Source organism: Umezawaea tangerina (assembly GCF_003002815.1).
Taxonomy (GTDB): Bacteria; Actinomycetota; Actinomycetes; order Mycobacteriales; family Pseudonocardiaceae; genus Umezawaea; species Umezawaea tangerina.
Map to the genome: position 1 here is coordinate 182,592 of NZ_PVTF01000002.1, position 26,855 is coordinate 209,446.

21 protein-coding genes are annotated in these 26,855 nt (G+C 72.5%); 7 read left to right on the forward strand and 14 right to left on the reverse strand.

Going from position 1 to position 26,855, the window contains the following annotated elements; translation table 11 throughout:
- Positions 1-106: 106 nt before the first annotated feature.
- On the forward strand, positions 107-1,381 hold the full coding sequence (locus CLV43_RS06930; RefSeq protein ID WP_106186219.1) for an ABC transporter substrate-binding protein: 1,275 nt from the start codon (positions 107-109) through the stop codon (positions 1,379-1,381).
- Between the two features lie 6 nt (positions 1,382-1,387).
- Here CLV43_RS06930 and CLV43_RS06935 read toward each other — a convergent pair whose 3' ends face one another.
- Positions 1,388-2,149 carry a sulfite exporter TauE/SafE family protein gene (locus CLV43_RS06935; RefSeq protein WP_106186220.1) on the reverse strand — a complete coding sequence of 254 codons (762 nt, stop codon included), beginning with the start codon at positions 2,147-2,149 and terminating at the stop codon, positions 1,388-1,390.
- 113 nt (positions 2,150-2,262) lie between these two features.
- On the opposite strand from CLV43_RS06935, the gene CLV43_RS06940 reads away from it, so the two are divergent.
- A complete protein-coding gene (locus tag CLV43_RS06940) occupies positions 2,263-3,690 on the forward strand; it encodes a DUF2867 domain-containing protein (protein WP_106186221.1) in 1,428 nt (475 codons plus the stop codon).
- Here the strand turns inward: CLV43_RS06940 and CLV43_RS06945 are convergent.
- From CLV43_RS06945 to CLV43_RS06965, 5 genes are read right to left on the reverse strand one after another with little or no spacing between them, the layout of a single operon-like run.
- Positions 3,683-4,777: an LLM class flavin-dependent oxidoreductase gene (locus CLV43_RS06945; RefSeq protein WP_106186222.1), complete on the reverse strand. Its 1,095-nt coding sequence runs from the start codon at positions 4,775-4,777 to the stop codon at positions 3,683-3,685. The genes CLV43_RS06940 and CLV43_RS06945 overlap by 8 nt on opposite strands.
- Complete coding sequence (locus tag CLV43_RS06950) at positions 4,774-6,432, reverse strand: dipeptide ABC transporter ATP-binding protein (RefSeq protein WP_106186223.1); 1,659 nt, start codon at positions 6,430-6,432, stop codon at positions 4,774-4,776. Before CLV43_RS06950 ends, CLV43_RS06945 begins: the two co-directional genes overlap by 4 nt.
- Positions 6,411-7,253: an ABC transporter permease gene (locus CLV43_RS06955; protein ID WP_106186224.1), complete on the reverse strand. Its 843-nt coding sequence runs from the start codon at positions 7,251-7,253 to the stop codon at positions 6,411-6,413. The genes CLV43_RS06950 and CLV43_RS06955 overlap by 22 nt, the downstream gene beginning before the upstream one ends.
- Positions 7,250-8,230 carry an ABC transporter permease gene (locus CLV43_RS06960; protein ID WP_106186225.1) on the reverse strand — a complete coding sequence of 327 codons (981 nt, stop codon included), beginning with the start codon at positions 8,228-8,230 and terminating at the stop codon, positions 7,250-7,252. Before CLV43_RS06960 ends, CLV43_RS06955 begins: the two co-directional genes overlap by 4 nt.
- 9 nt (positions 8,231-8,239) lie before the next feature.
- The gene (locus CLV43_RS06965; RefSeq protein WP_211304269.1) at positions 8,240-9,901 is read right to left on the reverse strand and encodes an ABC transporter substrate-binding protein; all 1,662 of its coding nucleotides are present in this window, start codon (positions 9,899-9,901) and stop codon (positions 8,240-8,242) included.
- 158 nt (positions 9,902-10,059) lie between these two features.
- Between CLV43_RS06965 and CLV43_RS06970 the strand changes: the two genes are divergently transcribed.
- Positions 10,060-12,360: a molybdopterin-dependent oxidoreductase gene (locus tag CLV43_RS06970; protein WP_106186226.1), complete on the forward strand. Its 2,301-nt coding sequence runs from the start codon at positions 10,060-10,062 to the stop codon at positions 12,358-12,360.
- On the opposite strand, the gene CLV43_RS06975 is transcribed toward CLV43_RS06970, so the two are convergent.
- From CLV43_RS06975 to CLV43_RS06985, 3 genes are all read right to left on the reverse strand, one after another.
- Complete coding sequence (locus CLV43_RS06975) at positions 12,350-13,534, reverse strand: acyl-CoA dehydrogenase family protein (RefSeq protein WP_106186227.1); 1,185 nt, start codon at positions 13,532-13,534, stop codon at positions 12,350-12,352. The two genes, CLV43_RS06970 and CLV43_RS06975, sit on opposite strands and share 11 nt — an antisense overlap.
- A complete protein-coding gene (locus CLV43_RS06980; RefSeq protein WP_106186228.1) occupies positions 13,531-14,751 on the reverse strand; it encodes an LLM class flavin-dependent oxidoreductase in 1,221 nt (406 codons plus the stop codon). The genes CLV43_RS06975 and CLV43_RS06980 overlap by 4 nt, the downstream gene beginning before the upstream one ends.
- A gap of 82 nt (positions 14,752-14,833) precedes the next feature.
- A complete protein-coding gene (locus tag CLV43_RS06985; protein WP_106186229.1) occupies positions 14,834-15,718 on the reverse strand; it encodes a LysR family transcriptional regulator in 885 nt (294 codons plus the stop codon).
- A 209-nt stretch (positions 15,719-15,927) separates the two neighbouring features.
- Here CLV43_RS06985 and CLV43_RS06990 point away from each other — a divergent pair, with 209 nt between their 5' ends.
- Positions 15,928-16,443 (forward strand): flavin reductase family protein, encoded by a 516-nt coding sequence (locus CLV43_RS06990; RefSeq protein WP_106186230.1) that lies wholly within the window; start codon positions 15,928-15,930, stop codon positions 16,441-16,443.
- Between the two features lie 42 nt (positions 16,444-16,485).
- Here CLV43_RS06990 and CLV43_RS06995 read toward each other — a convergent pair whose 3' ends face one another.
- Genes CLV43_RS06995 through CLV43_RS07015 form a run of 5 tightly spaced genes read right to left on the reverse strand, consistent with a single transcriptional unit; the run spans position 16,486 to position 21,365 of the window.
- Positions 16,486-17,772, reverse strand: a complete 1,287-nt coding sequence (locus CLV43_RS06995) for an ATP-grasp domain-containing protein (protein WP_146174669.1) — start codon at positions 17,770-17,772, stop codon at positions 16,486-16,488.
- Complete coding sequence (locus tag CLV43_RS07000) at positions 17,769-18,965, reverse strand: MFS transporter (RefSeq protein WP_106186232.1); 1,197 nt, start codon at positions 18,963-18,965, stop codon at positions 17,769-17,771. Before CLV43_RS07000 ends, CLV43_RS06995 begins: the two co-directional genes overlap by 4 nt.
- Positions 18,962-20,194, reverse strand: coding sequence for an ATP-grasp domain-containing protein (locus tag CLV43_RS07005; protein ID WP_106186233.1), 1,233 nt, complete (start codon positions 20,192-20,194; stop codon positions 18,962-18,964). The genes CLV43_RS07000 and CLV43_RS07005 overlap by 4 nt, the downstream gene beginning before the upstream one ends.
- Positions 20,191-20,550, reverse strand: a complete 360-nt coding sequence (locus CLV43_RS07010) for a cupin domain-containing protein (RefSeq protein ID WP_211304271.1) — start codon at positions 20,548-20,550, stop codon at positions 20,191-20,193. Before CLV43_RS07010 ends, CLV43_RS07005 begins: the two co-directional genes overlap by 4 nt.
- A 29-nt stretch (positions 20,551-20,579) precedes the next feature.
- Entirely contained in the window at positions 20,580-21,365 is a 786-nt protein-coding gene (locus tag CLV43_RS07015; protein WP_106186234.1) for a YqcI/YcgG family protein, read from the reverse strand.
- Positions 21,366-22,590: 1,225 nt separating this feature from the next.
- Here CLV43_RS07015 and CLV43_RS07020 point away from each other — a divergent pair.
- From CLV43_RS07020 to CLV43_RS07030, 3 genes are read left to right on the forward strand one after another with little or no spacing between them, the layout of a single operon-like run.
- Complete coding sequence (locus tag CLV43_RS07020) at positions 22,591-24,519, forward strand: FAD/NAD(P)-binding protein (RefSeq protein WP_106186235.1); 1,929 nt, start codon at positions 22,591-22,593, stop codon at positions 24,517-24,519.
- A gap of 12 nt (positions 24,520-24,531) precedes the next feature.
- Positions 24,532-26,247: an AMP-binding protein gene (locus CLV43_RS07025; RefSeq protein ID WP_106186236.1), complete on the forward strand. Its 1,716-nt coding sequence runs from the start codon at positions 24,532-24,534 to the stop codon at positions 26,245-26,247.
- A gap of 46 nt (positions 26,248-26,293) precedes the next feature.
- Complete coding sequence (locus tag CLV43_RS07030; RefSeq protein ID WP_170155722.1) at positions 26,294-26,713, forward strand: cupin domain-containing protein; 420 nt, start codon at positions 26,294-26,296, stop codon at positions 26,711-26,713.
- The last annotated feature ends 142 nt before the right edge of the window (positions 26,714-26,855 follow it).

Here is a 26,855-nt window from a genome sequence, read left to right on the forward strand (position 1 = left end):
CCATGGATCACTTGAAGTTGACGTCGACATAGACCTTGTTTTTGTGATCGATGCTGATCTAACGTCCCGTTCATCGATCGAAAACGAGCAGCTTTCTGGAGATTCCATGACGAGGCGCGTACTCAGACGCCTGCTGGCACTCATGACCACGGGCATCGTTCTCGCCTCAACCGCCTGCTCAGCACACCCGGCCGCGGGCGGCACCGCCCTGACGCTGTGGCACGGCTACACCGAGCAGGAGGCCGACGCGCTGGTGAAGCTCGCCGAGCGGTGGAACGGCGAGCACCCCGACCAGAAGGTGGAGCTGGTCTTCGACGGCGGGAACGACACCGCGCTGCAGAAGACGCTCGCCTCGTTCGTCTCCGGTGACCCGCCCACCGTCGCCTACGAGTTCGGCTCCTCGATCACCCCGCTCTCGGCCCGGCCGCAGACCGCCGACCTGACCGAGCTGGTCAAGGAGAACCCCGACTTCGCCTGGGACGACTTCTTCCCCGCCGTGCGGGACGCGGCCACCGTGAACGGCCACATCTACGGCCTCCCGGCGCTGGTGGACAACCTGGCGCTGGTCTACAACAAGAAGCTGTTCGCCGAGGCGGGCCTGGACGCGCCGACGGCGCAGTGGACCTGGGACGACTTCCGGTCGGCCGCCAAGCGGCTCACCGACCGGGAGGGCACGCGGTACGGGTGGGCCTACGTCAACGACGGCTCCGAGGACACCGTGTGGCGCTACCTCGCGCTGCTCTGGCAGGCGGGCGGCGACCTGCTCACCCCCGACAACACCAAGGCCGCGTTCGACTCGCCCGCCGGGCTGCAGGCCGCGAAGCTGCTGCGCGACATGGCCGTCACCGACAAGTCGGTGTACCTCGACCAGGGTGACCAGCAGTACCTGAACCTGTTCAACTCGGGCAGGCTCGGTATGATGTGGACGGGCCCGTGGGACCTGAGCGGGATCAACGACGACGTCAACTACGGCGTGCAGATCCTGCCCGGCAAGCTCAACCACTCCACCATCGCCGGTCCGGACAACTTCATGCTGTTCGACAAGTCCGCGCAGCAGCGGGCGTGGCCGTTCCTGCAGTGGCTGCTGTCCCCCGAGATCCACCTGGAGTACGCCACCCAGACCGGGCACCTGCCGCTGCGCAAGTCCGAGCAGACCCTGCCCGGCTACCCGGCCTACCAGCAGAAGTACCCGGCCGCGCGGCTGTTCGTGGACAACCTGTCCGACAACGTGGGCAAGGCCAGGCCCAACATCGCGCAGTACCCGGAGATCTCCAAGGTCCTGGGCACCGCCGTGCAGGGCGTCCTGCTGGGCCAGACCGACCCCGCCGACGCGCTGGCCGAGGCCAGTACCGCCACCGACCGGATCCTGGCGGGCGGCTGACCCGACTCACACCAGCACGGCGACCAGTGCCGCGACCAGCAGGCACAGGTAGGCCACGGCGTGCGCGCGGTCGGGGATCGGGGGAAGCAGCCCGCGGGCGAACGCGATGGTGGGCAGCGACCCGGCGAGCAGGGCGGCCGCGGCCACCACGTCGACCGCGCCCGTCGGTCCGCCGGGTCCGAGCAGGTAGAGGGTCGTCGCGACGACGGCCACCGGCAGGCTCAGCGGGTTCGCCATGGCCGCCGCGTCGACCATCGGCAGCCCGCGGCGGCGCAGCAGCGGGACCGTCAGCACGCTGCCGCCGACGCCGAGGAAGCTCGCCACGACGCCGATCCCCACCCCGCCCGCCGTGGTCGTGAGCCGCCCCAGCGGGCGGGGTGCGCCGCCGTGCAGGAACCCCCGGCGCAGCACGCCGTCGAGGATCGTCACGACGAGGTAGGCCGCGAACAGCAGGTGCAGCAGGGAGTCCGGGGCCAGCGTGGCCGCCAGGGTGCCGACGACAGCGCCGAGGGACACGTACGCCGCGAGCGGCCACAGGTACTCCCGGCGCAGCCTGCCGGAGCGGTGCAGCGCGAGGGTGGCACCCAACGAGTTGACCACCATCACCGCCGCCGAGGTCCCGACCGCCACGTGCATCGCGTCCGGACCGCCCGCGGCCACCGAGTACACGACCGGGACGGTGACGAAGCCGCCGCCGAAGCCGAACAGGACGGTCGTGACCCCGCTCAGGCAACCGAGCGCGACCAGGACGGCGATCGTGGGGAGCACGTGGACCGACGCTACCGCTCTCCGGTCCAGCGGAGACGCCCACTTGGCCCTAGCGTGGGACCGATGCGACTCCCCAGGACGAGCCCCGCCCCCGCTGCCCGCCGGACCGCGCCATGACCCGGTGCCTGGTCATGGGGGCGACGGGCTACCTCGGCTCCCTGCTGGTCCCCGCACTGGTCGAGGCCGGTCACGAGGTGGGCGCGCTGGTCCGCTCCCCCGAGTCGGCCGACCCGCTGCCGGTCGCCGTCCACACCGGCGACGCCACCGACCCGGAGGCCGTCCGCGCCGCGCTGGCGGGTGTCGCGGTCGTCTACTTCCTCGTGCACTCGCTGGACCGCGACGACTTCGCCGACGTCGACCGCCGCGCCGCCACCGTCCTCGCCACCGAGGCCGCGGCCGCGGGCGTCCGGCAGGTCGTCTACGTCGGCGGCCCCCGCCCGACCTGCGACGACGTGTCGGAGCACCTGGCGTCCCGCGCCGAGGTCGGCGACATCCTCACCCACGGCCGGGTGCCCGCGCTGGCGCTGCAGGCGTCCATGATCATCGGCCGGGGCTCGGCGAGCTTCGACCTGCTGCGCACCGCCCGCCTCGTCCCGTGGGTGCCCGTCCCGCGCTGGACGCGCAACACCAGCAGGCCGGTCGCCGCCGCCGACGTCGTGCACTACCTCCTCGCCGCGGCCGACCTGGAGCACCCGGTCCGCGGCGCGTTCGACGTGTCCGGCCCCGAGGCGCTGAGCTACCTGGAGCTCATCCAGCGGTACGCACGGGTGACCGGCCTGCGCGTCCGCCTCCCGGTCCCGGCGCCCGTCTGGTCGCACCGGCTGGCCGCCAGGCTGGCCGGCCTGGTGACGCCGATCCCCTCCTCCGTCGCGGGCCCGCTGTTCGAGTCGCTGGACCACGACCTCCAGCCCACCGACAGCGACGTCACCACCGTGCTGCCGCCACCGCCCGGCGGTCCGACCACCGTCGACAACGCCATCCGCGCCGCCTGCCCGCCCGCGGAGGTCCCGACGACGTCGGACACCCCGTTCGTCGACGAGGTCGTGGTGACCTCCACCGCCGGACCGGACGAGGTGTGGCGCACCGTCACCGGCCTCGGCGGCCCCAACGGCTGGCACACCATCCCGCTCGTGTGGACCTTCCGCGGCGCGCTCGACCACCTCGCGGGCGGCGTCGGCCTCTACCGCGGCCGGGCCCCGGAGATCACCGACGGCGACGTCGTCGACTCCTGGACCGTGCTGCACCGCGACGACACCGCGCGCACGCTCGTCCTGCGGGCGGACATGCGGATGCCCGGCGACACCGTCCTGAGGATGGGCGTCGAGGTCCACGGCGGGCGGACCCGCTACCGCCAGACCATCACGTTCACCCCGGACGGCCAGGCGGGCAGGCTCTACTGGCAGGTGCAGAAACCGCTGCACGACATCGTGTTCGCCACGATGGCCCACGGCATCGCCCGCAGCTCCTCCGCCGAGGGCCCGCGGGCCGTCGCCGAGGCGCTGCGCGACGCCGCGAGCCACGTCGTGGCGCGGCTCAGGTAGCCGGGACCCACCCGAAGGCGGACGCCGTGGCGGCCAGGTCGGTCAGCAGCCGCACGTTCTCCTCGAGCCCGAACGCGGGCGGGAGGAAGAGCACGACCTCGTCGGCCGCGGCGATCCCCGGATCGGCCAGCACCGCCTCGGCGACCGCGTCCGGGTCACCGTGGAACACCGGGCTGATCCGCACCCCGGCGGGGAGGTTGCCGGTCACCACGGGCTCCAGCGCCCCCTTGGGCCGGGAGGCGTGCATGCCCTCGGAGCGGCGCTGCGCGTCGTAGGCGGCGTAGGTCTCCCGCAGCTCGGCGGTCCCGCCGGGCAGGATGGAGGCCGCGACGGCCACCGGCGGCGGCTCCGTCGCGTACCTCTCCCGCCACGTGCTCCGGTAGGCCTCGACCACCCGCGCCTGGTGCTGCCCGAACGTCTCGCCCTCGGCCAGGTCGTGCAGCACGGTCCCGGTGATCAGCCCGATCCCCAGCTCGGCGGCCCGCACGGCCGAGTCGATGCTCGCCGCCCCCTGCCTGATCCGCGACAGCAGTCCGGGGCTGTGCGGGGTGACCTTCAGCTCGGTCCCCACCGGAGCGCCCTGACCGGGTCCGTCGACGGTGTGCAGCGTCGCGCCGCCGACCGCCGCGAGGAACCGGAGCTGGCGGCGCCGCGCCTCCGTCCTGGTGTCGGTGTCCACGGCGCCGAACACCGCGTCGAACGCGGCGCCGGCACCGGTGGCGACGGCCAGCTCCAGCCGGTCCCCGCCCACCAGCAGGTCCGTGGTGCCCGCCGCCTCGGCGAGCAGGATCGGGTCCTGGTAGCGCATGGGGAGGACGGCCGTGCCCAGCGCGATGCGGTGCGCGTGCTGGCCGACAGCGGCCAGGAACGGCAGCGGCGAGGACAGGTAGTGGTCGAAGTGCCGCTGGTAGACCCAGCCGGACTGGTAGCCCAGCGCCTCGGCCGCCGTGAACAGCTCGACGCCGTCCCGCAGCCCCTGTGCCGGACCGCGGTCGTCGCTGAACGAAACGCGGGTGTTGAAGCCGAGCCGGGCCTTGGGCCGGAACGACGACCCGACGGGCTCGGCAGCGGACCGCGTGGCGGTCATGACACCCCTTCCGCGACGGCACCGGCACCCACGGGGATCGAGTCCACAAGGGCACGGGTGCAGGACTCCCGCGGGTGGTCGAAGATGGCGCCGACCTCCCCGCTCTCGACGATCCGCCCCCGGTGCATCACCGACACGGTGTGCGCCAGCTGGCGAACCAGTGCCAGGTCGTGCGACACGAACACGTAGGTCAGCCCCAGCTCGGCCTGCAACGACAGCAGCACCTCGACGATCCCGGCCTGCACGCTCACGTCGAGCGCCGAGGTCGGCTCGTCGAGCACGATCACGTCCGGCCGCAGCACCAGGGCCCTGGCGAGCGCGACCCGTTGCCGCTGACCACCCGACAGGGCGGAGGGCTTGCGGGACAACAGGTCCTCGCCCAGCCCGACGGAGTGCAGCGCCTCGCGGACCCGGTCGGCGCGCTCCCGGCGGGTCCCGACGCGGAACCGGTCCAGCGACTCCCCCACCAGCCGCTCGACCGTCCACAGGGGATCCAGCGACGTGAAGGGGTTCTGGTACACCAGCTGCAGGTGCCGCCGGATCGAGCGCAGCGACGCGTGCGACCGGCCCGCGACCTCCTCCCCCGCCACGGAGATGGCGCCGCGGTCGGGCTCCTCCAGCCCGAGCAGCAGGCGGATGGTGGTCGTCTTCCCCGAGCCGGACTCGCCGACCAACGCGTGCGTGGTGCCCGTGGGCACGCTGAACGACACGTCGTCCACGGCGGTCAGCCTGCGGCCGTCGACGGTGAACGACTTGGTCACGCCGGTGACCTCGATCTTGGGGGGACCACCCGCGGGCTCGCGGTCGCGCAGGTGCCGGTAGCGGTCGGGGTTGAGCGCGGGGACGTCGGCGTGCAGCCGCCGCGTGTAGTCCGACGAGGGTGCGGAGAACACCGCCGCCGTGCGGCCCGCCTCCCGCACGACGCCGTCCTTGAGCACCACCAGCGAGTCCGCGCGCTCGGCGGCGACCGCGAGGTCGTGGGTGATCAGCAGCAGGCTGATGTCCAGGTCCCGCCGCAGGTCCGACAGCAGGTCGAGGATGCGCTTCTGGATGGTGACGTCGAGCGCCGAGGTCGGCTCGTCGGCGACGATCAGCGCGGGTCGCGGCAGCACCGTGAGCCCGATCAGGACGCGCTGGAGCATGCCGCCGGACAGCTGGTGGGGGTAGGAGTCGTAGACGCGGCGGGGGTTGTCCAGCCCCACCTGGGCGAAGGTGTCCAGCACCAGCTCCTCGTGCCCGCCGGGTCCGCCGAGCAGGGCGGCGGCCTCGCGGGCCTGGGAGCCGACCGTGCGCACCGGGTTGAGGGAGGTGCCGGGGTCCTGCGGCACGAACCCGATCCTCTTGCCGCGCAACGGCCGGAACCGCCGCTCGGGCAGCGACAGGACGTCGTGGCCGTCGAACTCGACCGACCCGCTCGCGCGGCCGATCCCCTGGGGCAGCAGGCGGAGCAGCGCGCGGGCGATGGTGGACTTGCCCGAGCCGGACTCGCCGATGAGCGCTAGGCTCTCGCCGCGCCGCAGGGCGAAGCCCACGTCGGAGACGACCTGGTGGTCGCCGTAGGACACGGACAGTCCTTCGACGCGCAGCAGCGCGCCCGCGGACGCCTGCCCTGGTGCCTCGACCCGGTCGAGGGTCAGTCGGTCTTGCGGAGCCATCGGCTGATCCTGTTCACGGAGAGGACGGTGGCGATCGTGACGAACGCGGGCGCGTAGACCAGCCACGCGGCCAGCGGGTAGTCCTTGCCCGTCGCGATGAGCAGCCCCCAGTCGGAGGCGGGCGGCGGGTCCCCGTACCCGAGGAACGCGAGGCCGGCGATCACCAGGATCGACAGCCCGAACTGGAGCACGGCGAGCATCAGCACCGAGCGGGAGGCGTTGGGCAGCACGTGGCGGACCAGGATGTGCCACCGCGACCCGCCCTGGAGGTAGGAGGCCTCGACGAAGACGGCCTGGCGGGTCTTGAGCACCTCCGACCGCATCACCCTGGCGAACACGCCCACCGCCGAGACACCCGTGGCGATGGCCGCGTTGACCGTCTGGAACCCGAGCGAGCTGACCACGACGACCGCGAGCAGGAACGACGGGATCGCCAGCAGCACGTCGACCAGCCGGGCCAGCACGCTGTCCACCCAGCCGCCCGCGAACCCCGCGACGAGCCCGATCAGACCGCCGACCACGACGCCGATGCCCACCGCGATCAGCGCGCTGGTCACAGAGGACGCGGTGCCGTGGACGACACGGGTGAACAGGTCGCGGCCGAGGTGGTCGGTGCCGAACAGGTGGGCGGTGCTCGGCCGGAGGAACTTGTCCGCCGGGACGCCGTTGACCGGGTCCTGCGCGGTGAACAGGCCGGGGACGACCGACCACGACAGCACGACCGCCAGGACGGCGAAGGAGACGGCGACGGTGGGCGGGACCTTGGCGGCCTGCCCGCGGCGCACCGCGGGCAGCGCGGACGGGACTGCGGCGACGGTCATGGCGCGGCCACCTCCGCCTTCCCCCTCGACCGGCCGCCTGCCAGGCGCACCCGCGGGTCGAGCAGCGGGTACAGCAGGTCGGCGACGAGGTTGACCACCACGAACGTGACCGCCGCCAAAGTGACGACGGCTTGCAGCACCGGGAGGTCCTGGGTCGTCACGGACCGCTCGACGAGGCTGCCGACGCCGGTGCGCCCGAAGATCTGCTCGGTGATCACGGCGCCGCCGAGCAGCTCGCCGACGGTCAGCGCGATGACCGTGACGACCGGCAGCGAGGACGGCTTGAGCAGGTGCCGCAGGAACAGCCGGGTCCGGCCGAGACCGCGCGAGCGGGCGACCGCCGCGTACTCCTGGCCCGCCTCGTGGTCGAGGTTGGCGATGAGCACCTCGGCGACCTGGGCGGAGACCGGGATGCCGAGGGCGATCGCGGCGAAGGAGGTGGCCGCGCCGCCCTCGGAGTCGATCACCCGGAACAGCCCGAGCTGGAAGGCGAACACGCTGATCAGCACCAGGCCGACCACGAAGTTCGGCACGGACAGGAACAGCGCGGGGAACGCCCGCAGCAGGCCCTGTCCGCCGCGCTTGGGCAGGTACCGGGTGCCGAACCCGATGGCGAACGCCAGCACCAGCGCCACCGCCAGTGCCGACAGGGCGAGGACGAGCGTCGAGCCGACCACCTCGCCGATCAGCCTGGTCACCGGCAGTCCCGACCGCAGCGAGACACCGAGGTCGCCGACCACCAGGCGGGACAACGAGTCCCACAGCTGCTCGTGCACCGGGCGGTCGAGGCCGTAGTAGGAGACGATCCTGGTGATCTCCTCCTCGGTGAACCCGTTCTGCGGGTTGCGCAGCGTGTTCGTGACGGGGTCGCCGGGCAGCACGCTGATCACGACGAAGGTGAACACGTAGGCCAGCAGGACGACGACGATCGCCTGGAGGACGCGGCGCAGCGCGTACTTCGCGTAGTCGCGGTTCACGTCGTCACCTCAGCCGAGCCAGGCGGTGTAGTAGTTCGCGTAGGCGAGGCCGTTGTAGACCACGCCGTGCAGCCGCGGCGACTGCAGGTAGATCCGCTGGACGATCTGCGTGAGCGGCACGAAGTAGCCCTGCCGGAGCACGTACCCCTGCAGCTCGTCGAGCAGCGGGGCGCGGGCCTCGACGCTGCCGGAACCGGCCACGCCGGTGGCGAGCCGGACGAGCTTCTGGTCGCTCTGGCCGAGCCCGAACCAGTTCTCGCCCTTGTTGGCGTCGGTGAGGATCCCGGCCACGATGCCCGCGTCGATGAAGCTCCTGGTGACCTCGTAGGCGGCCACCGACGGGCTGTTGACCTTGACGCGCTCGCCGTAGGTCACGACGTCGAACGCCTGGACGTCCACCTTGAAGCCGAGCTTCCCGAGCTGCTGGGAGACCAGCTCGTCGACCGACTTCGACGTCGCCAGGTACGGGTTGGCGTAGAGGGTCAGCGCGAGCGGTTCGCCGTCCTTGGCGCGGACGCCGTCGGCACCCTTGGCCCAGCCCGCCTCGTCGAGCAGGGCGCCCGCCTTGGCGGCGTCGAACGCGAAGTCGGCGCTGTGGTCGGTCGCGCCGGGGACGTTGCTCTGGAACAACGACTGGGCGGGCTGCCAGTCCGGTGTGTAGACCGTGGAGATGATCTCCTTGCGGTCGATCCCGTGCTGGAGCGCCTGCCGGACCCTCACGTCGTCGAACGGCGCGACCTTGGTGTTGACCGCGAAGCCGTTGACGAAGCCGAGGTAGCGCGGGGTCGCGGTGGTGAAACCCTGGTCCGCGAACGACTTCAGCTCCTGCGGGGACGGGTTGTAGGCGACGTCGGCCTGTCCGGACTGGACGGCCGAGGTGCGCACCGACGGCTGGGCCACCAGCTTGTAGGTGATCGAGTCGAGGTAGGCGGGCCCCTGGTGGCCGAGCACCTCGGGGGCCCAGTCGTAGTCGGCGCGCTTCTTGAGCACGACGCTGTCGCCCTCCTTCCACGACGACAGGACGAACGGGCCGCTGCCGAGGTCGTTGGAGAGGTCGGCCTGCTGGGCGGCGGGCAGCGCGATGGTCTTCGGGGACACCAGGATCGAGCCGTGGTAGCCCAGGGTCGGGATGAAGCCCAGCGTCGGTGCCTTGAAGAACACCTTGACGGTGGCCGCGTCCACGACCTCGGCGTGGTCGTAGGTCTTGGGGAACAGCCCGATCGGGTTGATGCCCCTCGTCGCGTCGCCCCTGGCCCAGATGTCCAGGTTGGCCTGCACGGCGGTGGCGTCCAGCGGTGTCTTGTCGGAGAACGTGACGCCGGTGCGCAGGTGGAGCGTGAACTCGGTGGCGTCGGGGTTCTGCTCCCAGCTCTTCGCGATCCAGGGGCTCACCACGCCCTTCTCGTCGACGTAGACGAGCTTGTCGGTCAAGTGGCCCCAGATGTGCCCCTGGAAGCTGGAGATGGCGCTGTTGTTGGGGATCCAGGTGTCGCCGAGCGAGTCGATGAGGAAGGTGACGTCACCGCCCTGCCGGGGTTCGCCCGAACCGCCCCGGTTCGCCGCGACACCGGGACCGCAGGCGGCCAGGGCGACGGCGGTGGCGAGGCCGACGATCATCCGCAGCGCGCGGCCGGGCGGTCTGACGCGGCGTGCCGCGCTGGAGGTGTTCACGGGGCTTTCTCCTCGGGACGGTGGAGGGGCGAAGGCTCGTCCCGAACCTAGGAGCGGCCCGTGCGCGGGGTCCAAGACGAAATGGGGATCGGAACCCATCGAGGACTCTGATCGACGACGTCCACCAGCCCGTCGGGGTCGTGGTTAGCATCGGTGCGGTGAGCCGGATCCGGGAGACCAGCGCGCACTGGGGCACCTACCTCGTCGAGGTGTCCGCCGACGGCCGCGACGTCGTGGCGGCCCGCGCGCACGCCGACGACCCCGACGCCGCGCCCGCGATCGGCAACGTCGCGGACGCCCACCGCCACCGTTCGCGGGTGGCGCGGCCGAGCGTGCGCCGCCGCTGGCTCGAGGACGGCCCCCGCCCGGACGCCCGGCGCGGCGACCCGGCGGAGGAGTACGTCGAGGTCGACTGGGACACCGCGCTCGACCTGCTCGCCCGCGAGCTGGGGCGGGTCCGGTCGGAGTTCGGCAACAGCGCGATCTTCGGCGGCTCCTACGGCTGGGGCAGCGCGGGCAGGCTGCACCACGCGCAGAGCCAGCTGCACCGGTTCCTCAACACGATCGGCGGCTGCACCCGCTCGGTCGGCGACTACAGCCGCGGCGCCAGCACGGTGCTGCTCCCCCACCTCATCGGCGCGCGCGGCACGCTCGACCTGCGGTACAAGCCGGCCTCCTGGGCCGACCTCGCCGAGCACACCGACCTCCTCGTCAGCTTCGGCGGCGTGCGCCGCTCCAACACCTGGGTGGTGCCGGGTGGACACGCCCGCCACGTCGGCTCCGACCTGGCCAGGGCGGTGGGCCGCCGCACGGAGGTCGTGGCGCTGACCGCCCAGCGCGACGACGCCTTCGCCGACCTCGGCGCCGAGTGGGTGGGTGTCATGCCGGGCACCGACACCGCCGTCATGCTGGCGCTGGTCCACGTGCTCGTCGTCGACCGCCTCGCCGACGAGGAGTTCCTCTCGGCGTTCACGGTGGGGGCCGACGAGGTCCGGCGGTACGTCCTCGGCGAGACCGACGGGGTGCCGAAGACACCCGAGTGGGCCGAGCGGATCAGCCGGACGCCCGCGGCCGCGATCCGCGCGCTCGCGCACCGGATGGCCGCCGGGCGCACGATGGTCAACGTCGTGTACTCGTTGCAGCGCGGGGAAGGCGGCGAGCAGGCGATCTTCGCCGGGCTCACGCTGGCCGCGTTCCTCGGCCAGATCGGCCTGCCCGGCGGCGGTTTCGCGCACGGCTTCGGGTCGATGGGCGACTACGGCGTCGGGGTGGCGGGCGCGCCGCTGCCGACGTTCCCCCAGGGCACCAACCCCGTGCCGGACTTCATCCCGTGCGCCCGGATCAGCGACCTGCTCCTGCACCCCGGCGAGGAGATCCCCTACGACGGTACGACGGTGCGGTTCCCGCGGACGCGGCTCGCCTACTGGGCGGGCGGCAACCCGTTCCACCACCACCAGGACCTCCGACGGCTGCGCCGCGCACTGTCCACACTGGACACGTTCGTGGTGCACGAGACGCACTGGACGCCGACCGCCCGGCACGCCGACGTCGTGCTGCCCGTCGCGGGCACGCTGGAGCGCGACGACGTGGCGGCGGGGGCCGGTGACAGCAGGCTGCGCGCGGTGCCCAGGGTCGTCCCGCCGCGCGGTGAGGCGCGCGAGGAGCTGTGGATCTACACCCGGCTGGCCGAGCGGCTGGGCGCGGACTTCGCCGAGGGCCTGGACTCGCGGCAGTGGCTGGAGCGGATCTACGAACGGTGGCGGGCCGCTCCGGCGTCACCGCCCGCGCCGCCGTTCGCCGAGTTCTGGCGCGACGGCGGCGTCGAGCTGCCGCGCAAGTCCTACGACGACGCGGTGTTCACCGCGTTCCGCGCGGATCCGGTGGCGAACCCGTTGGACACGCCGAGCGGTCGGATCGAGCTGTTCTCCGCGACGCTGGCCGGTTTCGGCCTGGCCGACGTCGCCGGGCACGCCCGGTGGCGGGAGCCGACGCAGTGGTGGGGCGCGCCGGCGGCAGCGGAGTTCGACCTGCACCTGCTGTGCAACCAGCCGACCCACCGCCTGCACAGCCAGCTGGACATGGGCGCGGCCAGCCGGTCGACCAAGGTCGCGGGCCGCGAGCCCGTGCGCCTGAACCCCGCCGACGCGGCCGCCCGCGGGCTGGCCGACGGCGATGTCGCGCTGGTCCGCAGTCCACAGGGGAGCCTGCTCGCCGGGGTCGTAGTCACCGACGCGCTACTGCCCGGCGTCGCCCAGATGCACACCGGCGCCTGGTACGACCCGAGCGCGCCGGAGGTCGCGGACTGCGTGAACGGCAACGTCAACGTGCTCACCCGCGACGTCGGCACGTCGACGCTGACCCAGGCCACCAGCGGAGCGCACGTGCTGGTGGCCGTGACCCGCTACGACGGTCCCGTGCCGCCGGTGCGGGCGTACGAGCCTCCGCCGTTCAGCCGGTGAGCACTCGCCTGCCCGCGGCGACCAGTGCGGTGTCCTCCTGCGGCGGGTGGACGCGGACGCACAGCACGTCGCGCAGGTGCCTTTCCAGGGAGTTGCGCCGGGACAGCGCCGGGTTGCCCAGCGCCGCGACCGCCGTCTGCACTGCCGACACGACCGAGCGCGCGATCGCCACCTTGAGCACGGAGAGCTGGGGCGCGACCGCCGGGTCGCCCGTCTCCAGGCGCAGCAGGGCGCCGTGCAGCAGGGTCTCGGCCTGGGCGATCTGGAGGTCGACCTCCCCCGCGACCGCCTGGATCCGCTCGGTCGTCGCGATCGGCCTGCCGAGCGCGGCGGGCACCCGCGACCGGGCGAAATCCGCGAACGCGCGGCGCGCCGCCTTGGCCACGCCGAGGTAGAGCGCCGGATGGCCGAAGCTGCCCGGTCCGGCCGCGGCCGCCGGGTCGCGGTAGACGCCGTCGGCTCCGCGCGGGATCTCCACGAACGCGTCCGCGGGCAGCACGACGTCCTCGTACACGACGTCGTGGGTGTTGGAGGCGCGCAGCCCGAGGTGGTCCCAGGTGTCGACCCAGGTGATGCCGGGCAGGTCGCCGGGGACGACGACGTGCCCGACGCGCGGGGCGTCCGGGTCGCCGTCCGGTTCGTCGGCCACGGCCCACACGACGTGGTAGGCCAGGGCCGTGCCACCGGTGGCGTAGGCCTTGTGGCCGTTGAGGATCCAGCCCGACGGGGTGCGCCGGACCGTCGTCCTCGGCAGGCCTCCACGGGCCGGCGCGCCGAGTTCCGGTTCCGCCCTGATCGCGTTGACCGGCGCCGGGCCGCGCACCGAGCGGGCCAGCACGTCGTCGTAGTACGCGGTCGGCCAGTGCGCGTTCGCGGCCTGGGAGGCGTGCGCCATCAGGGTGTTCGCCACGATCAGCGCGACGGACGGGTCGCCCTCGCCCAGCGCGGTCAGGATGCGGGTCGTCTCGCGGGGACCCGCGCCCGGACCGCCGTAGCGCTGCCCGACCGTGGCCGTGAACAGGCCCGCCCGGTGCACCGCCGCCAGCCCGCGCAGGGGAACCGCGCCGCTCAGGTCGTACTCCGCGGCGGTCGCGGCCACCTCGGCCGTGACCGCCGCGAGGGCGTCGTCCGAGAGGTCCGGCACCGGGAGGGCGTGCACCGCGGTGCTCGTCACGACCGGCCCGCCGTCGCGTGCCGCCGGTAGTCCTCGGCGTAGTTGCCGAGGTGCTCGGCCTGGAGCGTGCCGCGCCTGCCGGTCGCCTCGCGGTGCGCGATCTCCTGGCGCACCAGCGGAAGCACGTGCCTGCCGTAGTCGACGGCGTCCGCGAGCGTGTCGTAGCCCCGGATGCTCACCAGGTCCGCGCCGTGGTCGACGTAGTCGAGGATCGCGGCCGCCACGGTCTCCGGCGAGCCCACCAGCGCCGTCGACGCGCCGCCGGCGTTGGTGACGGCGGCGGTCCTCGTCCACAGCGCCCGGTCGTAGAGATCGGACTTCTCGGCGAACGACAACGCACGCTGCGAGCCGACGTTCTGCGGCGTTCCCGGCTGCTGGAGGCGCTGCTTGCCGTAGGCGGCCTTGCCGAACGTGTCGGCGATCTTCTCGACGTACTCGTGCGCCTTGCGCCACGCCAGCTCGTCGGTCGCCGCGATGATCGGCCGGAACGTCACCCAGATCCGGGGCAGCGTCGTGCGGCCCGCGGCACGGGCGATCGCGTGGACGCGGTCGATCTCGCCGCGCAGGTCGTCCAGCGGCTCGCCCCAGAAGCTGAAGACGTCGGCCTTCTCGCCGCCGACCCGGAACGCCTCGTCGGACTGGCCGCCGATGGAGATCGGGATGGGCGAGCCGTGGGGCGCGAAGCCGGGGCCGAAGTCGTCGAACCTGTAGAACTCGCCCTCGTGGCTGAACGGCGCGGGCTCGGTCCAGGCGCGCCGCAGCAGGTCGATGTACTCCGACGTGCGGGCGTAGCGGCGGTCCTTGGGGAGGTAGTCGCCCTGGCGGGCCTGCTCGGCGTCGCTGCCGCCGGAGATCAGGTGGACGACCGCCCGGCCCTCGGTCAGCTGGTCGAGGGTGGCCAGCTTCTGTGCGCCCACCAACGGGAACGTCGTGTTCGGGCGCAGGGCGACGATCGGCTTGATCCGCTCGGTGAGCTGGCCGACGGCGGAGGCGACGACGAACGAGTCGGCGGTACCGGAGCCGTAGGGCAGCAGCGTGTAGTCGTAGCCCCCGTCCTCGAGGGAGCGGACGTACTCGCGGAAGTACCCGAGGTCGATGCCGCAGGTCGGGATCGGGTTCAGCTCGGTCGACGGGTTCAGGTGCGACAGGCTGATGAACTCCACCTTCCGCGAGGCCGTCTCGGGGATCTTCTGGTCGAACTCGGGTGCGCTGGTCACGCACCGAACGTAGGTCGGCGGTCCGAGGGGCGTCCAAGACAAGTGTGTGATGGATTCCGATAGGTCCGCGTTGTGGACGGGGTCAGGCGCCCTGGGCCGGGACGAGCTGCAGGTGCGGGCGCTGCTCGAAGAAGTCCACGCCCGCCGTGAGCGCGGTCCGCTCGACGTCGGCCGACAGGCCTCGCCGGGCCACCATCCGCAGGTGGGTCGTGCCCGCCTCGGGCAGGTCGCCGCACACGGCCAGCCCCGGCGGGCGGCCGCCCGCGCTCGGCAGCAGCGCCACGCCCAGCCCCGCCCGGACCCCGGCGAGCACGCCCTCCAGCGTCGTGGACTGCGCGGTGACCTCCACGTGGTGGCCCTCGCCGGTGAGAATCGACAGCGCCCGCTCGCGCAGGCCGCACGGCTCCTCGAACGCGACCAGCGGCCACGTCCGGGCGGGCTCGGGCGGCCGCCATCCCCGTGCGGCGTACCAGACCAGCGGCAGCCGTCCGACGAGGTGGCCCGCGCCGTGGCCGCTGGGGTCGAGGACGAACGCGAAGTCCACCACGCCCTTGGTCACGGCCTCGGCGAGCTGGGTGGACCGGCCGATCTCGAAGCGGGTGGAGCAGTCGGGGAACGCCGCCTGCAACGCGCGGATCATCTCCGGCAGGATCTGCTGGGCGCTGTGCTCGGTCGAGCCGACCACGATCGTCCGGTCCCGCTCCGCCTCCAGCCGGTGCAGCGACGCGTCGTGCACGCCGATGATCCGGCGCGCCTCGGCCAGCACCCGCTCGCCCTCGTGGGTGAAGCGCATGTTCCGGCCGTCCCGCTCGAACAGCTTGCGCTTGAGGCCGCGTTCGAGCAGCCGGACGTGCTGGCTCAGCGCGGGCTGGCTGATGTGCCGCACGGCGGCGGCCTTGCTGAACCCGCCGCACTCGGCGATCGCGATCAGCGTGCGCAGGTGTTCGAGGTCCAACGAGGTGGTCATGGACCGATTAGAGCCGACCGGAGGGGTGTCCGAGGAGCCCGACCGCCATGTGGGAACCCCGCCCGCCCCCTTGCCAACCCATCACACTCCCGCATGGGAAGCCATCGGGAATGGCACTTGGACGGGCCCGCGCGGAGCGGGCGAGGCTGGACACCTCGACCACGACCCGTCGCGGCCGGGATCGGACCGCTGCTCGGAAGGAGTGCGAGATGAGCCGTCACGCCGACCTGGTCCCCGCGATCGGGGGTGGTCTCGACCCCACCGGGCTGCGCGCCGCCTTCGGCGCCTTCCCCAGCGGTGTCGTCGCCGTCGCGGCGCGCGTCGACGGCGAGGTGGTGGGACTGGCGGCCAGCTCGTTCACCTCGGTGTCGCTGGACCCGCCGCTGGTGTCCTTCTCCATCGCCACCACGTCCCGGACGTGGCCCGTCCTGCGCCGCGCCGACCACCTGGGCGTGACCGTCCTGGCCGACCACCACGACACCGTGGCCCGCCGGCTCGCGGGCCGCGCCGACGTCCGCTTCCACGGCCTCGACCTGGCCGTCGGCGACAGCGGCGCGGTCACCCTGTCCGACGGCGTCGCCTGGTTCGACACCACGATCCACCACCACGTCGAGGCGGGCGACCACACCATCGTCCTGCTGCGCCTGCACACCGCCGCCCACACCGACCGCTCCCGGCCGCTGGTGTTCCACCGCGGCCGCTTCGGCCTGGACCGCCCGGCCTGAGGTCCGGGGGTGGTGGCGGCGACCACCACCCCCGACTCGGGGTCAGGCCTGGTCGAGGGGCCGGACCTCGAGGTGGAGCTGGGAGAGCACCTCGTCGGCGATGTGCTGGATGCCCGCCGGGTGGTTCTCCGGGTCGTACGGGCCCCAGACCGACAGCAGGCCGCAGATGTCGAAACCGTGCGGGGCCGAGCGGACGGTGTCACCGCGCTTGGCGAGCGCGTAGTACTCCCGGAACGACGGCGAGTACCGGGCGTCGCCCGCCCAGTTCTCCTCCACCACACCGTCGCGGTAGACGAACTTGATGCACGTCGCCAGCCTGCCGGGGTGGCGCTGCTCGGCCAGCGCCGTGGCGGTGGCGGCCTCGCCGAACGCCGCGAGCAGGAACAGCTCCACGAGGTCGACGGCGTGGACGTCGCGCACGTGGCGGTAGACGTGGCCGCCGCTGATGCGGGTGCTGAACTCCACGATCCGGTAACCGCCGTCGGCGGCCTGGCGGAACTCGGCGTTGAGCAGCGCGACCCGCACGTCGAGCGAGCGGGCCAGGTCCTCCATGACGGCGGTGATCTCGGCCTCCACCGCGGGGTCGCCGTGCGGGAGGACGTAGAGGTCCTCCTCGAACCACGGCGGGTGCGGCAGCTGCTTGGTGTTCACGCCGCCGAGGTGGAACCTGCCGTCGACCACGACGCCGTCGCAGGTGACCTCGCGGCCGGGCAGGTACTCCTCGACCAGCGCCCACTTCTCCGGCACGGAGTCGTAGAAGTTGCCGTCGCCGGAGGCCGCCAGCGCGGCGATCCCGTCGAGCACCTCGGGGATCCGGGCGGGGTCCCGCACGAGCTCGACGTGGGTGCTGCTTGCGCCGCGGCTGGGCTTCACGATGCACGGCAGCCCGAGCGGCGCGACCAGGGCCGGGTCGACGTCGCGGTCGCCGACCTCGACGAACGCGGGCGACGGCAGCCCGTGGGCGGCCAGGTGCGCGCGTTGCAGCGTCTTGTCCCGCGCGGTCGCGTCGGCCTCGGGACGGCTCCACGCCACGCCGTGCGCGGCGTTGGCCAGGCCGACGGCGACGATGTCGGTCTCCTGGAACGTGACCGCGAGCTCGGACCCGGTCTCCCGCAGCGCGGCCACCACGTGGTCGGCGAACGCGTCGGTGGACAGCCCGGTGCCGATGAGCCGCACGGTCGCGTACCGCGGGTCCTCGCGCGCCGCCTTGTCCTCGGTCACCAGGTGGATGGTCAGCCCCAGCCGGAACATCGTGTCCACGTGGTCGTACCTGATCTGCAACCCGGTCCGCATGGCCAGCACCACGTGGCGGTCGACCAGAGACGTCATCTCCACACCTTCCAGATCATGAGGATTCCGGCGCACACGACGACGGTGACGACGGCGATGCCCCACCACAGGCCCGACGGGCTCAGCGCGTAGACGGCGGTGCCGAGCGCGGGCCCGAGGGTGAAGCCGAGGCTCTGGCAGGTGGCGAGCATGCCCTGGTAGCGCCCGGTGGCCCCCGGCGGCGAGAGCTCGGCCACGGCGGCGTTGGCCACCGGGGCGAACACCATCTCGCCGATGGTGAACACGACGAACGCGGGCACCACGAGGATCGCGACCCCGCCGAGCCCGGCGACCACCAGACCGGCCGACATCAGCACGATGCCCGCGACCACCGGCACCCGCCACGGCAGCTTGCGCGTCACCGAGCTGATCGGCAGCTCGCCGACGATCACCAGGAACCCGTTGAGCGCCAGCAGGAGCCCGTAGAAGCTGGCCGGGCTGCCCGCCTCGGTCAGCTGCAGCGGCATGGTCGACATGTGCTGCGCGTAGATCGAGGCGACCACGAACAGCAGCAGGCACAGCAGCACCACGCCCCGGTGGCCCCGGATCGGGACGTCGGGGGCGCCCGGTTCCGGTTGCGCGGCAACGGGTTCCGGTGCCGTCCCGCGCCCGCGCAGGCCGAGCAGGATGACCAGCCCGCACGCCGCGCAGGTGGCGGCGTCGACCAGGAACAGCGCGGTGTAGGAGCGGGTCGCGACCAGACCGGCGATCAACGGTCCGAGCGCGGCGCCGACGTTGAGCGCCAGCCGGAAGAACGCGAAGACCGGCACCCGGTCGACCGGGTCGCTGTTGCGCACCAGCAGCGCCGACGCGGCCGGGACGTAGGACTGGCCGAAGAACCCGACCAGGCACACCGCCACCACGACGAGCGCGCTGCTCGGTGCCACCGCCAGCAGCGCCAACGACGCGGCGGAGCCGGTCATCGACGTCACCAGCGACCCGCGGTGGCCCACCCGGTCGGCCAGCCACCCGCCGCCGAGCGAGCCCGCCATGCCCGCGGCGCCGATGGCGACGAGCACGAGGGGCAGCTCGGCGGCGGTGAACCCGCGGTCGACGAGGAACAGCGTGGCGAACGTGGAGAAGAACGACCCGACCCGGTTGACGAAGACCCCGACGATCAGGATCCACACCGGGGCGGGCGCCCCCATGACCACTGCGAGCACGGACCGCGGCTTGGTGACCGGAAGCGTCATCGGGCGGTCCCCGCCACGGCCAGCTCGTCGGCGTCGACCTCGACGCCCGAGGAGATCTCCAGCGCGGCGTCGAGCGCGGCCTCCCGGCTGCCCCCGGTCACGACCACGACGGCCAGCCGCGACAGGTACCCGCGCGGCGGGAGCAGCAGCTCGGCACCCGCGGTGCCCAGCACCGCGAACGAGTCCAGCTCCGGGCGCTCCGCCAGCGCGGCGGGCAGCGCGACGCCGTTGAGCCGGACGTCGGTCGCCGGGTAGAGGAACCGCACCGCGGCGGACCCCAGGTCCCGGCGGTCGACCGCGGGCACGACGCCCAGCGCGATGTCGGCCGCCGCGGACGCCAGGTCCACCCCGTGCGCCAGCAGGCCGAGGTAGGGGATCAGGTCGCCGCCGAGCCGGGCGTTCAGCTCGATGATCCTCGGCCCGTCCGGGCCGAGCCTGACCTCGGTGTGCGTGACGACGTCGTCCAGGCCCGCCAAGGCGTGCGCCCGGCGGACCAGGTCGTGCACCTCCGGCGGTGCCAGGGCGTCCGGCGCGGGCACGACGTGGCCGATCTCCTCGAAGTACGGGGCGAGTCCCGTCTGCTTCTCGGCCACCACCAGCGGCGTGGTCACGCCGCCGAAGGTCACCGAGTCCACGCTGATCTCGGGGCCGTCCACGTACTCCTCGATCAGCACCCCGTCGTAGCGGGACCTGACGACCCCCACCCTGGCCGAGGTGGCGACCTCGAACGCCGCGTCGACCTCGTCGTCGGTGGTGACCATCGCGACGCCCGCGCTGCCGCCGAGCGCCCTCGGCTTGAACACCGCGGGCAGCCCCACCGACCTGAGCACCTCGCGCGCCTGCTCGGGCGTCTCCGCCACGCCGAAGCGGATCGGCGCGAGCCCGGACTCCTGTTGCAGGGCGCGGAAAGCGCTCTTGTCCTTGACGGCGCGCACGGCGTCGACGCCGGGACCGCGGAAGCCGAGCTCCGCGGTCAGCCGGGCGGTCAGCTCCACGTAGCGCTCGTCGTAGGTGAGCAGCCCGTCGGCCGGGACGCCGCGCACCGCCGCCAGCACGGACTCGTGGTCGGAGAGGTCCACCAGCAGCGAGTCCGCGCAGTAGGCGGCCTCCCACCGGGGTGGCGCGTCCGACACCAGGACGACGTCGGCCTTGCGGGAGATGGCGCGCAGCGCGTACTCGCGGAACGCGGCGCCCCCGCTGCCGATCAGGACCAAGCGCTTGTTCGTCACGTCGCCGGGTGCTCCGCTTCGGGCAGGAAGGTGGTCTCGGCGGTCCGGCCCGCTTCCGGCGCGATCAGGTAGACGCAGCCGCCCTCGCCCGCGGTCGAGCCGTGGACGGTGTTCGCGGGCAGCTGGAGCTTCGAGTTGGGGCCGCACGCGTGCCGGTGCACCTCCCCGTCCTGCAGCCAGAAGACGTTGAGCACCCCGTCGACCACGAACAACGTCTCGTCGATGCTGTGCCGGTGCCAGTCGTGGGTCTTGCCCTCCTGGTCGTGCTGCACCTCGAAACTGCCCTGCGCGGGCAGGAATGCGTTGATCCGGTCGGTGAGCGGGGCTTCTGGCTCGATGGTGATGGTGGGTGACATGCCTGTCTCCTCGGTGCCGGGAACGGGAATTATGAGGTTGGCTCGGAAATCTTTCCGCGGGCGATCGGGCACCTCGCCCCCGGCGGGTTCGGCTCGTTGTCGTCGGAGAGGAAGTACTGCTCCCACTCCTTGTTGCCGGCCTCGCCGAAACTGCCCAGCAAGGGGGTGCGCTCCGCCGTGTCGTATTTGGCCAGGCGTTCGCGGATCACCTTGCGGGCGTTGTCGCCGGTCGCCGTGCCGCCCTTGAGGTCGTCGAAGACGAACCGCGGCTGGAAGGTGATCGCGAAGTATTCGAAGTACCTGCTGCGCCGCTCGACGTGGTAGGGCGTGTTCGCCACCACGAACATCGGCGTCGAGTTGTAGGAGTACTCCCACGTGGGGTCGTCGAAGTCCTGCGAGATGTCCTCCGGCCACGGCGCCGAGTCCGTCGCGCTCACCTCGCGCAGCAGCGACCAGAAGTGCTCGCGGTGCTTGTCCAGCGAGTCCAGCCGCGGGTCGAACTCGAAGAAGCAGACCAGCGACGTGCGGCGACCGAGGCTCTCCGCGACGTCCGTGAACTGCCGCAACGCCTCGGCGAGCACGGGGACGCGCTGGCCGCCGTTGGGGATGAACGCGTAGCGCAGCGTCTCCTTGCGCACCGCGTCGACCCCGAAGACGCACGGGAACGGGTTCGCGCTGTCGAGCATGCGCTCGGTGAACAGCTGCGCCGCCAGCACCGGCCACGAGCCGGGCGGGGTGGCGGCCGGGGAGACCAGCAGGTCCGCCCGCGCCTCGGCCGGGTGGCCGGGCGCGCGCACTTGGGACGACGTCTTCATTCGGAGTGCTCCAGGTTGGTCCGCGATATAGGCGCGTTGAATAGAATTATTCGCTTTTCACATCAGGCGCCCGCCCGTCGAGCGCATGGCGACATGCCGGGAAACATCCGGCTTGTTTCCGCGGTGCTCGTTCCGTGGAACCCGTGGTGTCGTGCGAGAAGTGGTGCCCCAGTGGGTCGGGTCCGTTCGGTCCATCGGGCTTGCGTCGTTCGTGTCTTGACCGTTGACGTCCAGTCAGCGGCTTTATTTCCGTTGCCCACGCTATGTTACGGGTCAAGCGTCTTTCCATCCGCCAAATGCCTCTACATCCCGAAGTCCGGGAGATTCGGACCCGAACTCCTACGACTGGGTGGCTACGCGTTCACGGAGCGTAAGAAAGCGGACGGACGGCGTTCCCATTTCGGACTTCCGATAGAAGTGGCGAATAGCTCGATCGCGAAAGACCTCAGGGTCGCGAAAGGTGACCTTGACAACGCCGGTCGGACGTATCCGACGCCCAGGACACCGCTCCACCCGGCGGCCGTCAGGTGGAGCCGACCGATGCCGCACAGCCCCCGGTGACGGAGTCGGCCGGCGGATCGTCCGGCGACCGCGCCCCGTACGCCTCGGGCCGACCCGAGGTGCGGAGCACACCTCACGGCCGCGGGCGGCGGCCGGCGCGGCGTGGGTACCGCGACGTCCGGTCCGAGCACGCCCCGGCCGAGGAGGGTGCACCGCACTCGGCGACGGTGTCCGACGCCGGCCTGGTCGGCACACCACACCGCCCACCGATCAAGGAAATCGCTTTCCACCAGGCGGCCCACCGCATCTCACACGGGGTCGACCTCACCGGCGGTGGGCACCGTCGGGACGGACCACGGCCGGTACCCCGGCCCGAGGTCCGCGTACCCGTTGCACACCAGCGGTTTCGACGCCGAGCGGCTGGTGACGCGGTCGCCGTCCCGTCCGGCCGTCCGCCGCGACGAGGTCCCGGCCGGGCAGACGAATCAGACGTCGTACGACAAAGCGACAAAACGCACTATCCACCCGCCGACCGCAGCTCTCCACTCCGGGAAATGCACGGCGAACTGGGCCATCTGTTTCCTCGATGGAGGAATCGAAGTTCCGACCCGCGCAAGATCTTGTCGACCGCGAAACCTGATCGTAGGTTCGTCTCAGAACGTTTCCTCCGCCCCGCCGAAATAGGCGGGGAAATCAATCAATCCGATTCCTGGAAAGGAAAGCCGTGACTGACGTTGTCCTACGAGCGGACCTGGACGTGGCGATCGTCGGCGCCGGCCCGCGTGGACTCTCGGTCCTGGAAAGGCTCCTGGTGCGGTTGCAGGACGGGCCGATCGCGGGTGAGGTGCGCATCCACCTCTTCGATCCGGGCGAACCCGGTGCCGGGCGGGTCTGGCGGACCTCGCAGCCCGACTGGTTCCTGATGAACACCCCGGCGGGCGAGGTGAGCGTGTTCTCGGCCGGTCCGGACGGCGGACCGGTGCGGGCCGGGTCGGGCCCGTCGTTCGCCGAGTGGCTGGCGACGCACCCGCGCTGGTCGGCCATCGGCCCGGACGACTACGGGCCGCGGTCGGTGTACGGCGAGTACCTCCGGACGGCGTTCGAGGCGATGGTCGCCAACGCCCCGTCCGGGGTGAAGGTCCGGCACGTGCCCGAGGCGTGCGCGGCGCTGACCCGAGAGCACGGGCTGACCACGGTGACCGGCTCCGGCGGTACGTCGGTCGCGGTCGACAAGGTCGTGCTGACCACCGGGCACCCGAGGGTCACCCCGGACGACGCGGAGAAGGCGCTGCTCACGTTCGCCCGGCAACGGCCGGGGCTGACCTACCTGCGCGGCGACTCGGCCGCCGACCTGCCGCTGGACGTCGTCGAGGCGGGCGAGCAGGTCGGGGTGATCGGGCTCGGGCTGACGTTCTTCGACGTGATGGCGGAGCTGACGGTCGGCCGCGGCGGCCGGTTCGTCGAACGGGACGGGCGCACCGAGTACCTGCCCAGCGGGCGGGAGCCGCACCTGGTGGCCGGGTCCCGCAGCGGACTGGTGATGCTGGCGCGGGGCCGCAACCAGAAGGCTCCCACCTACCGCTACCAGCCGAAGTTCGTCACCGAGGACGCGATCCTGCGGGCCAGGCGCGACGCCCAGCGCACCACCGGCTCCGCGCAGCTGGACTTCGTGCGGGACGTGCTGCCGCTGCTGCGGCTGGAGATCGAGCACGTCTACCGCACCGCGCACGTGCGGCAGCGGCTGGGCGACGAGGCGGCCGAGCGGTTCGCCGAGCTGCACCTGTCCTGCACCGACCGCGAGGGCCTGCTCGCGCAGTGGGGTCTCGCGGACGTGGCGCCGCCCGCGCTGGAACGCCTGGCCCGCCCGTTCGGGGACCGGCTGTTCGACAGCCCGGAGGCGTTCCACGACGAGCTGCTCGACCTGCTGGGCCACGACATCGCCGAGGCGCGCCAGGGCAACGTCGACAACCCGCTCAAGGCGTCCCTGGACATCCTGCGCGACACCCGCGGGGTGGTGCGGCAGGCCGTGGACTTCGCGGGTCTGCGGCCCGAGTCGCACCGGGCGTTCCTGTCCTGGTTCAACCCGATCAACACGATGGTGTCGGCCGGACCTCCCGCGATGCGGGTGGCGCAGGCGTGCGCCCTGATCAGGGCCGGGCTGCTGACCGTGGTCGGCCCCGCGACGCGGGTCGAGGCCGACCACGTGGGCGGCGCGTTCGTGCTGACCTCGCCGCGGGTGGAGGGATCCCGACGGGCCGTCACGACGCTGGTGGACGCCCGCATCCCACGGCCGCTGCTGTCCTCCGACGCCGACCCGCTCATCGCCGGGCTGCTGGCGGACGGGCTGATCACCGAGCTGGTCAACACCGACGCGGCGACCGGCGAGCGGTTCCCGACCGGCAGCATCGCGGTCACCCGCAGGCCGTTCCACGTCGTCGACGCGCTCGGCAACCCCGACCCGGACCTGTACGCGCTGGGCGTGCCGACCGAGAACACCCGCTGGTTCACCCAGATCGGCAACGGCAGGCCCGGCCCGATGACCGGCTTCCACACCGACGCCGACGGCATCGCCGAGGACGTCCTGCGCCGCCGGGGCTCGACCCGGCCGCCCGTCGTCCTGTCCGCCCGCTCCCGCACGACCGTCGCGATCTGAGGGGAGAGCGCCATGTCACCGAAATCCGCCACCGAGAGGTTCCGGGCGGCCCGCGACCTCCTGCTGGAGCTGCGCGACGACCACGACCGCGCCCACGCCGAGTTCACCTGGCCGGAGTTCGACGAGTTCAACTGGGCCCTGGACTGGTTCGACGCCGTGGCCAGGGGCAACGACCGCACCGCGCTGCACGTCGTGGGCGGTGGGCACGACGAGCGGGTGTCCTACGCCGAGCTGTCGGAGCGGTCCGACCGGCTGGCCAACGGCCTGCGCGCCGCAGGCGTGCGGCGCGGCGACCGGCTGCTGATGATGCTCGACAACCAGCTCGCCGTGTGGGAGTCGCAGCTGGCCGCGATGAAGCTGGGCGCGGTGGTCGTGCCCACGTTCACCACGGTGTCCGGCGCCGACCTGGCCGACCGGGTGCGCCGGGCCGACGTGCGGCACGTGCTCACCACGCCGGAGCTGGCCGGGGAGTTCGGGTGGCTGCCCGAGCACGTCACCCGGATCTGCGCGGGCCGCGTGCCCGGCTGGCTCGCCCTGGACGACCTGCGGTCGGCGCCCGCGGGCTTCACCCCGGACGCGCCGACCCGCGCCGACGAGACGCTGTTCCTGTACTTCACGTCGGGGACGACCTCGCGTCCGAAGCTGGTCCGCCACACCCACGTCAGCTACCCGGTGGGGCACCTGTCGGGCATGTACTGGAACGGCGTGCGCCCCGGCGACGTGCACCTGAACGTGTCCGCGCCGGGCTGGGCGAAGCACGCGTGGAGCTCGTTCTTCGTGCCGCTCAACGCCGAGGCGACCGTCCTGAGCGTCACCACCGGCAACGCGAAGGACCTGCTGGACCGCATGGTCGAGCACCGGGTGACGACGTTCTGCGCGCCGCCGACGGTCTGGCGGATGCTCATCCAGGACGACCTCGGCCGGTGGCCGGTGGCGCTGCGCGAGGCGGGCAGCGTCGGCGAGCCGCTCAACCCCGAGGTGATCGACCAGGTCCGCGCCGCGTGGGGGCTGACCGTGCGCGACGGCTACGGGCAGACCGAGACGACGGCCCAGATCGGCAACAGCCCGTCCCTGCCGGTGCGGCCGGGGTCGATGGGCAAGCCGCTGCCCGGCTACGACATCGTGCTGGTCGACCCCACCACGGGCGCGGTGGGCGACGAGGGCGAGGTGTGCGTCGACCTCTCCCGCCGCCCGCTGGGCGTGATGCCCGGCTACGTGGACGACGAGGAGAAGAACGCCAGGACGTTCGCCGACGGCTACTACCACACCGGCGACATCGCGCAGCGGGACTCGGACGGCTACCTGCACTACGTCGGGCGCACCGACGACGTGTTCAAGTCCTACGACCACCGCATCTCGCCGTTCGAGCTGGAGAGCGTCCTGCTGGAGCACGAGGCCGTGGCGGAGGCCGCGGTGGTGCCCGCGCCGGACCCGGTGGGCCTGGTGGTGCCCAAGGCGTACGTGTCGCTGGCCGCGGGCGAGCAGCCCGACGTCGACACGGCGCGCCGCATCCTCGACCACGCCAGGGCGAACCTGGCGCCGCACCAGTGGATCCGCCGCCTGGAGTTCGCGGCGCTGCCGAAGACCACGTCCGGGAAGATCCGCCGCAACGAGCTGCGGGCCCGCGACGTCGAGCGGGCCAGGGGCGTGGAGTTCCCCGGCACCGTCGAGCACCTGGCCGATGTGCTGCTGGAGGCCGCGCTGCCCGCGGCCCCCGGCATCGGCTGACCGCACGCCCACCCCGCACCGCAACCCCGAAGGAGAGAGAACTGCCATGCGCGACATCAAGGTCTACTCGTCCCTGTTCACCGGCGGTCTGCACAACGGCCAGATCAAGTGGGAGGAGTACGTCCAGCCCGGTCGCAACGCGGTGGACGTCGAGTGGCTCTACACCCAGGCCGAGACCGGCCCGGCGGGCGCGGAGGCGTACATCGCGCACTTCAAGCCCGGCTCGCACGGCGACCTGCACGAGCACCTCGGCTACGAGATGCTGCTGATCCTCGACGGCGAGCTGCACAACGACAACGGCGACCGCTACCCGGCGGGCACGCTGTTCATCGAGAAGCCCGAGAGCATCCACCAGGTCTCCTCCCCCACCGGCTGCTACGCGCTCGTCGTGCGGGAGAAGGGCACCCGCCGCGTGACCGCCGAGGAGGCGGCCGCCCTCCAGACCGCGGGCGCCAAGGCCGAGTAGTCCTCCCCCGTGGCGGGGCCCGACCGGGCCCCGCCACCCCGGCCGCGGGTGGCGCTTGCCCCCGCGGCCCCTCTACGACCATCATGTAATGGGTTGAAGCCATTACATGACGGTCGTGTCCTGCGGATCCACCGGTTTCCGC

Coding starts and splice junctions, on each gene's coding strand:
- CLV43_RS06945 (WP_106186222.1), bottom strand. CDS start 4,777: ATGACCGCCACGCGGTCCGCTGCCGAGCCCGTCGGGTCGTCGTTCCGG.
- CLV43_RS06955 (WP_106186224.1), bottom strand. CDS start 7,253: ATGACCGTCGCCGCAGTCCCGTCCGCGCTGCCCGCGGTGCGCCGCGGG.
- CLV43_RS06950 (WP_106186223.1), bottom strand. CDS start 6,432: ATGGCTCCGCAAGACCGACTGACCCTCGACCGGGTCGAGGCACCAGGG.
- CLV43_RS07025 (WP_106186236.1), top strand. CDS start 24,532: ATGTCACCGAAATCCGCCACCGAGAGGTTCCGGGCGGCCCGCGACCTC.
- CLV43_RS06995 (WP_146174669.1), bottom strand. CDS start 17,772: ATGACGTCTCTGGTCGACCGCCACGTGGTGCTGGCCATGCGGACCGGG.
- CLV43_RS07000 (WP_106186232.1), bottom strand. CDS start 18,965: ATGACGCTTCCGGTCACCAAGCCGCGGTCCGTGCTCGCAGTGGTCATG.
- CLV43_RS06930 (WP_106186219.1), top strand. CDS start 107: ATGACGAGGCGCGTACTCAGACGCCTGCTGGCACTCATGACCACGGGC.
- CLV43_RS06940 (WP_106186221.1), top strand. CDS start 2,263: ATGACCCGGTGCCTGGTCATGGGGGCGACGGGCTACCTCGGCTCCCTG.
- CLV43_RS07015 (WP_106186234.1), bottom strand. CDS start 21,365: ATGAAGACGTCGTCCCAAGTGCGCGCGCCCGGCCACCCGGCCGAGGCG.
- CLV43_RS06985 (WP_106186229.1), bottom strand. CDS start 15,718: ATGACCACCTCGTTGGACCTCGAACACCTGCGCACGCTGATCGCGATC.
- CLV43_RS06990 (WP_106186230.1), top strand. CDS start 15,928: ATGAGCCGTCACGCCGACCTGGTCCCCGCGATCGGGGGTGGTCTCGAC.
- CLV43_RS07030 (WP_170155722.1), top strand. CDS start 26,294: ATGCGCGACATCAAGGTCTACTCGTCCCTGTTCACCGGCGGTCTGCAC.
- CLV43_RS07010 (WP_211304271.1), bottom strand. CDS start 20,550: ATGTCACCCACCATCACCATCGAGCCAGAAGCCCCGCTCACCGACCGG.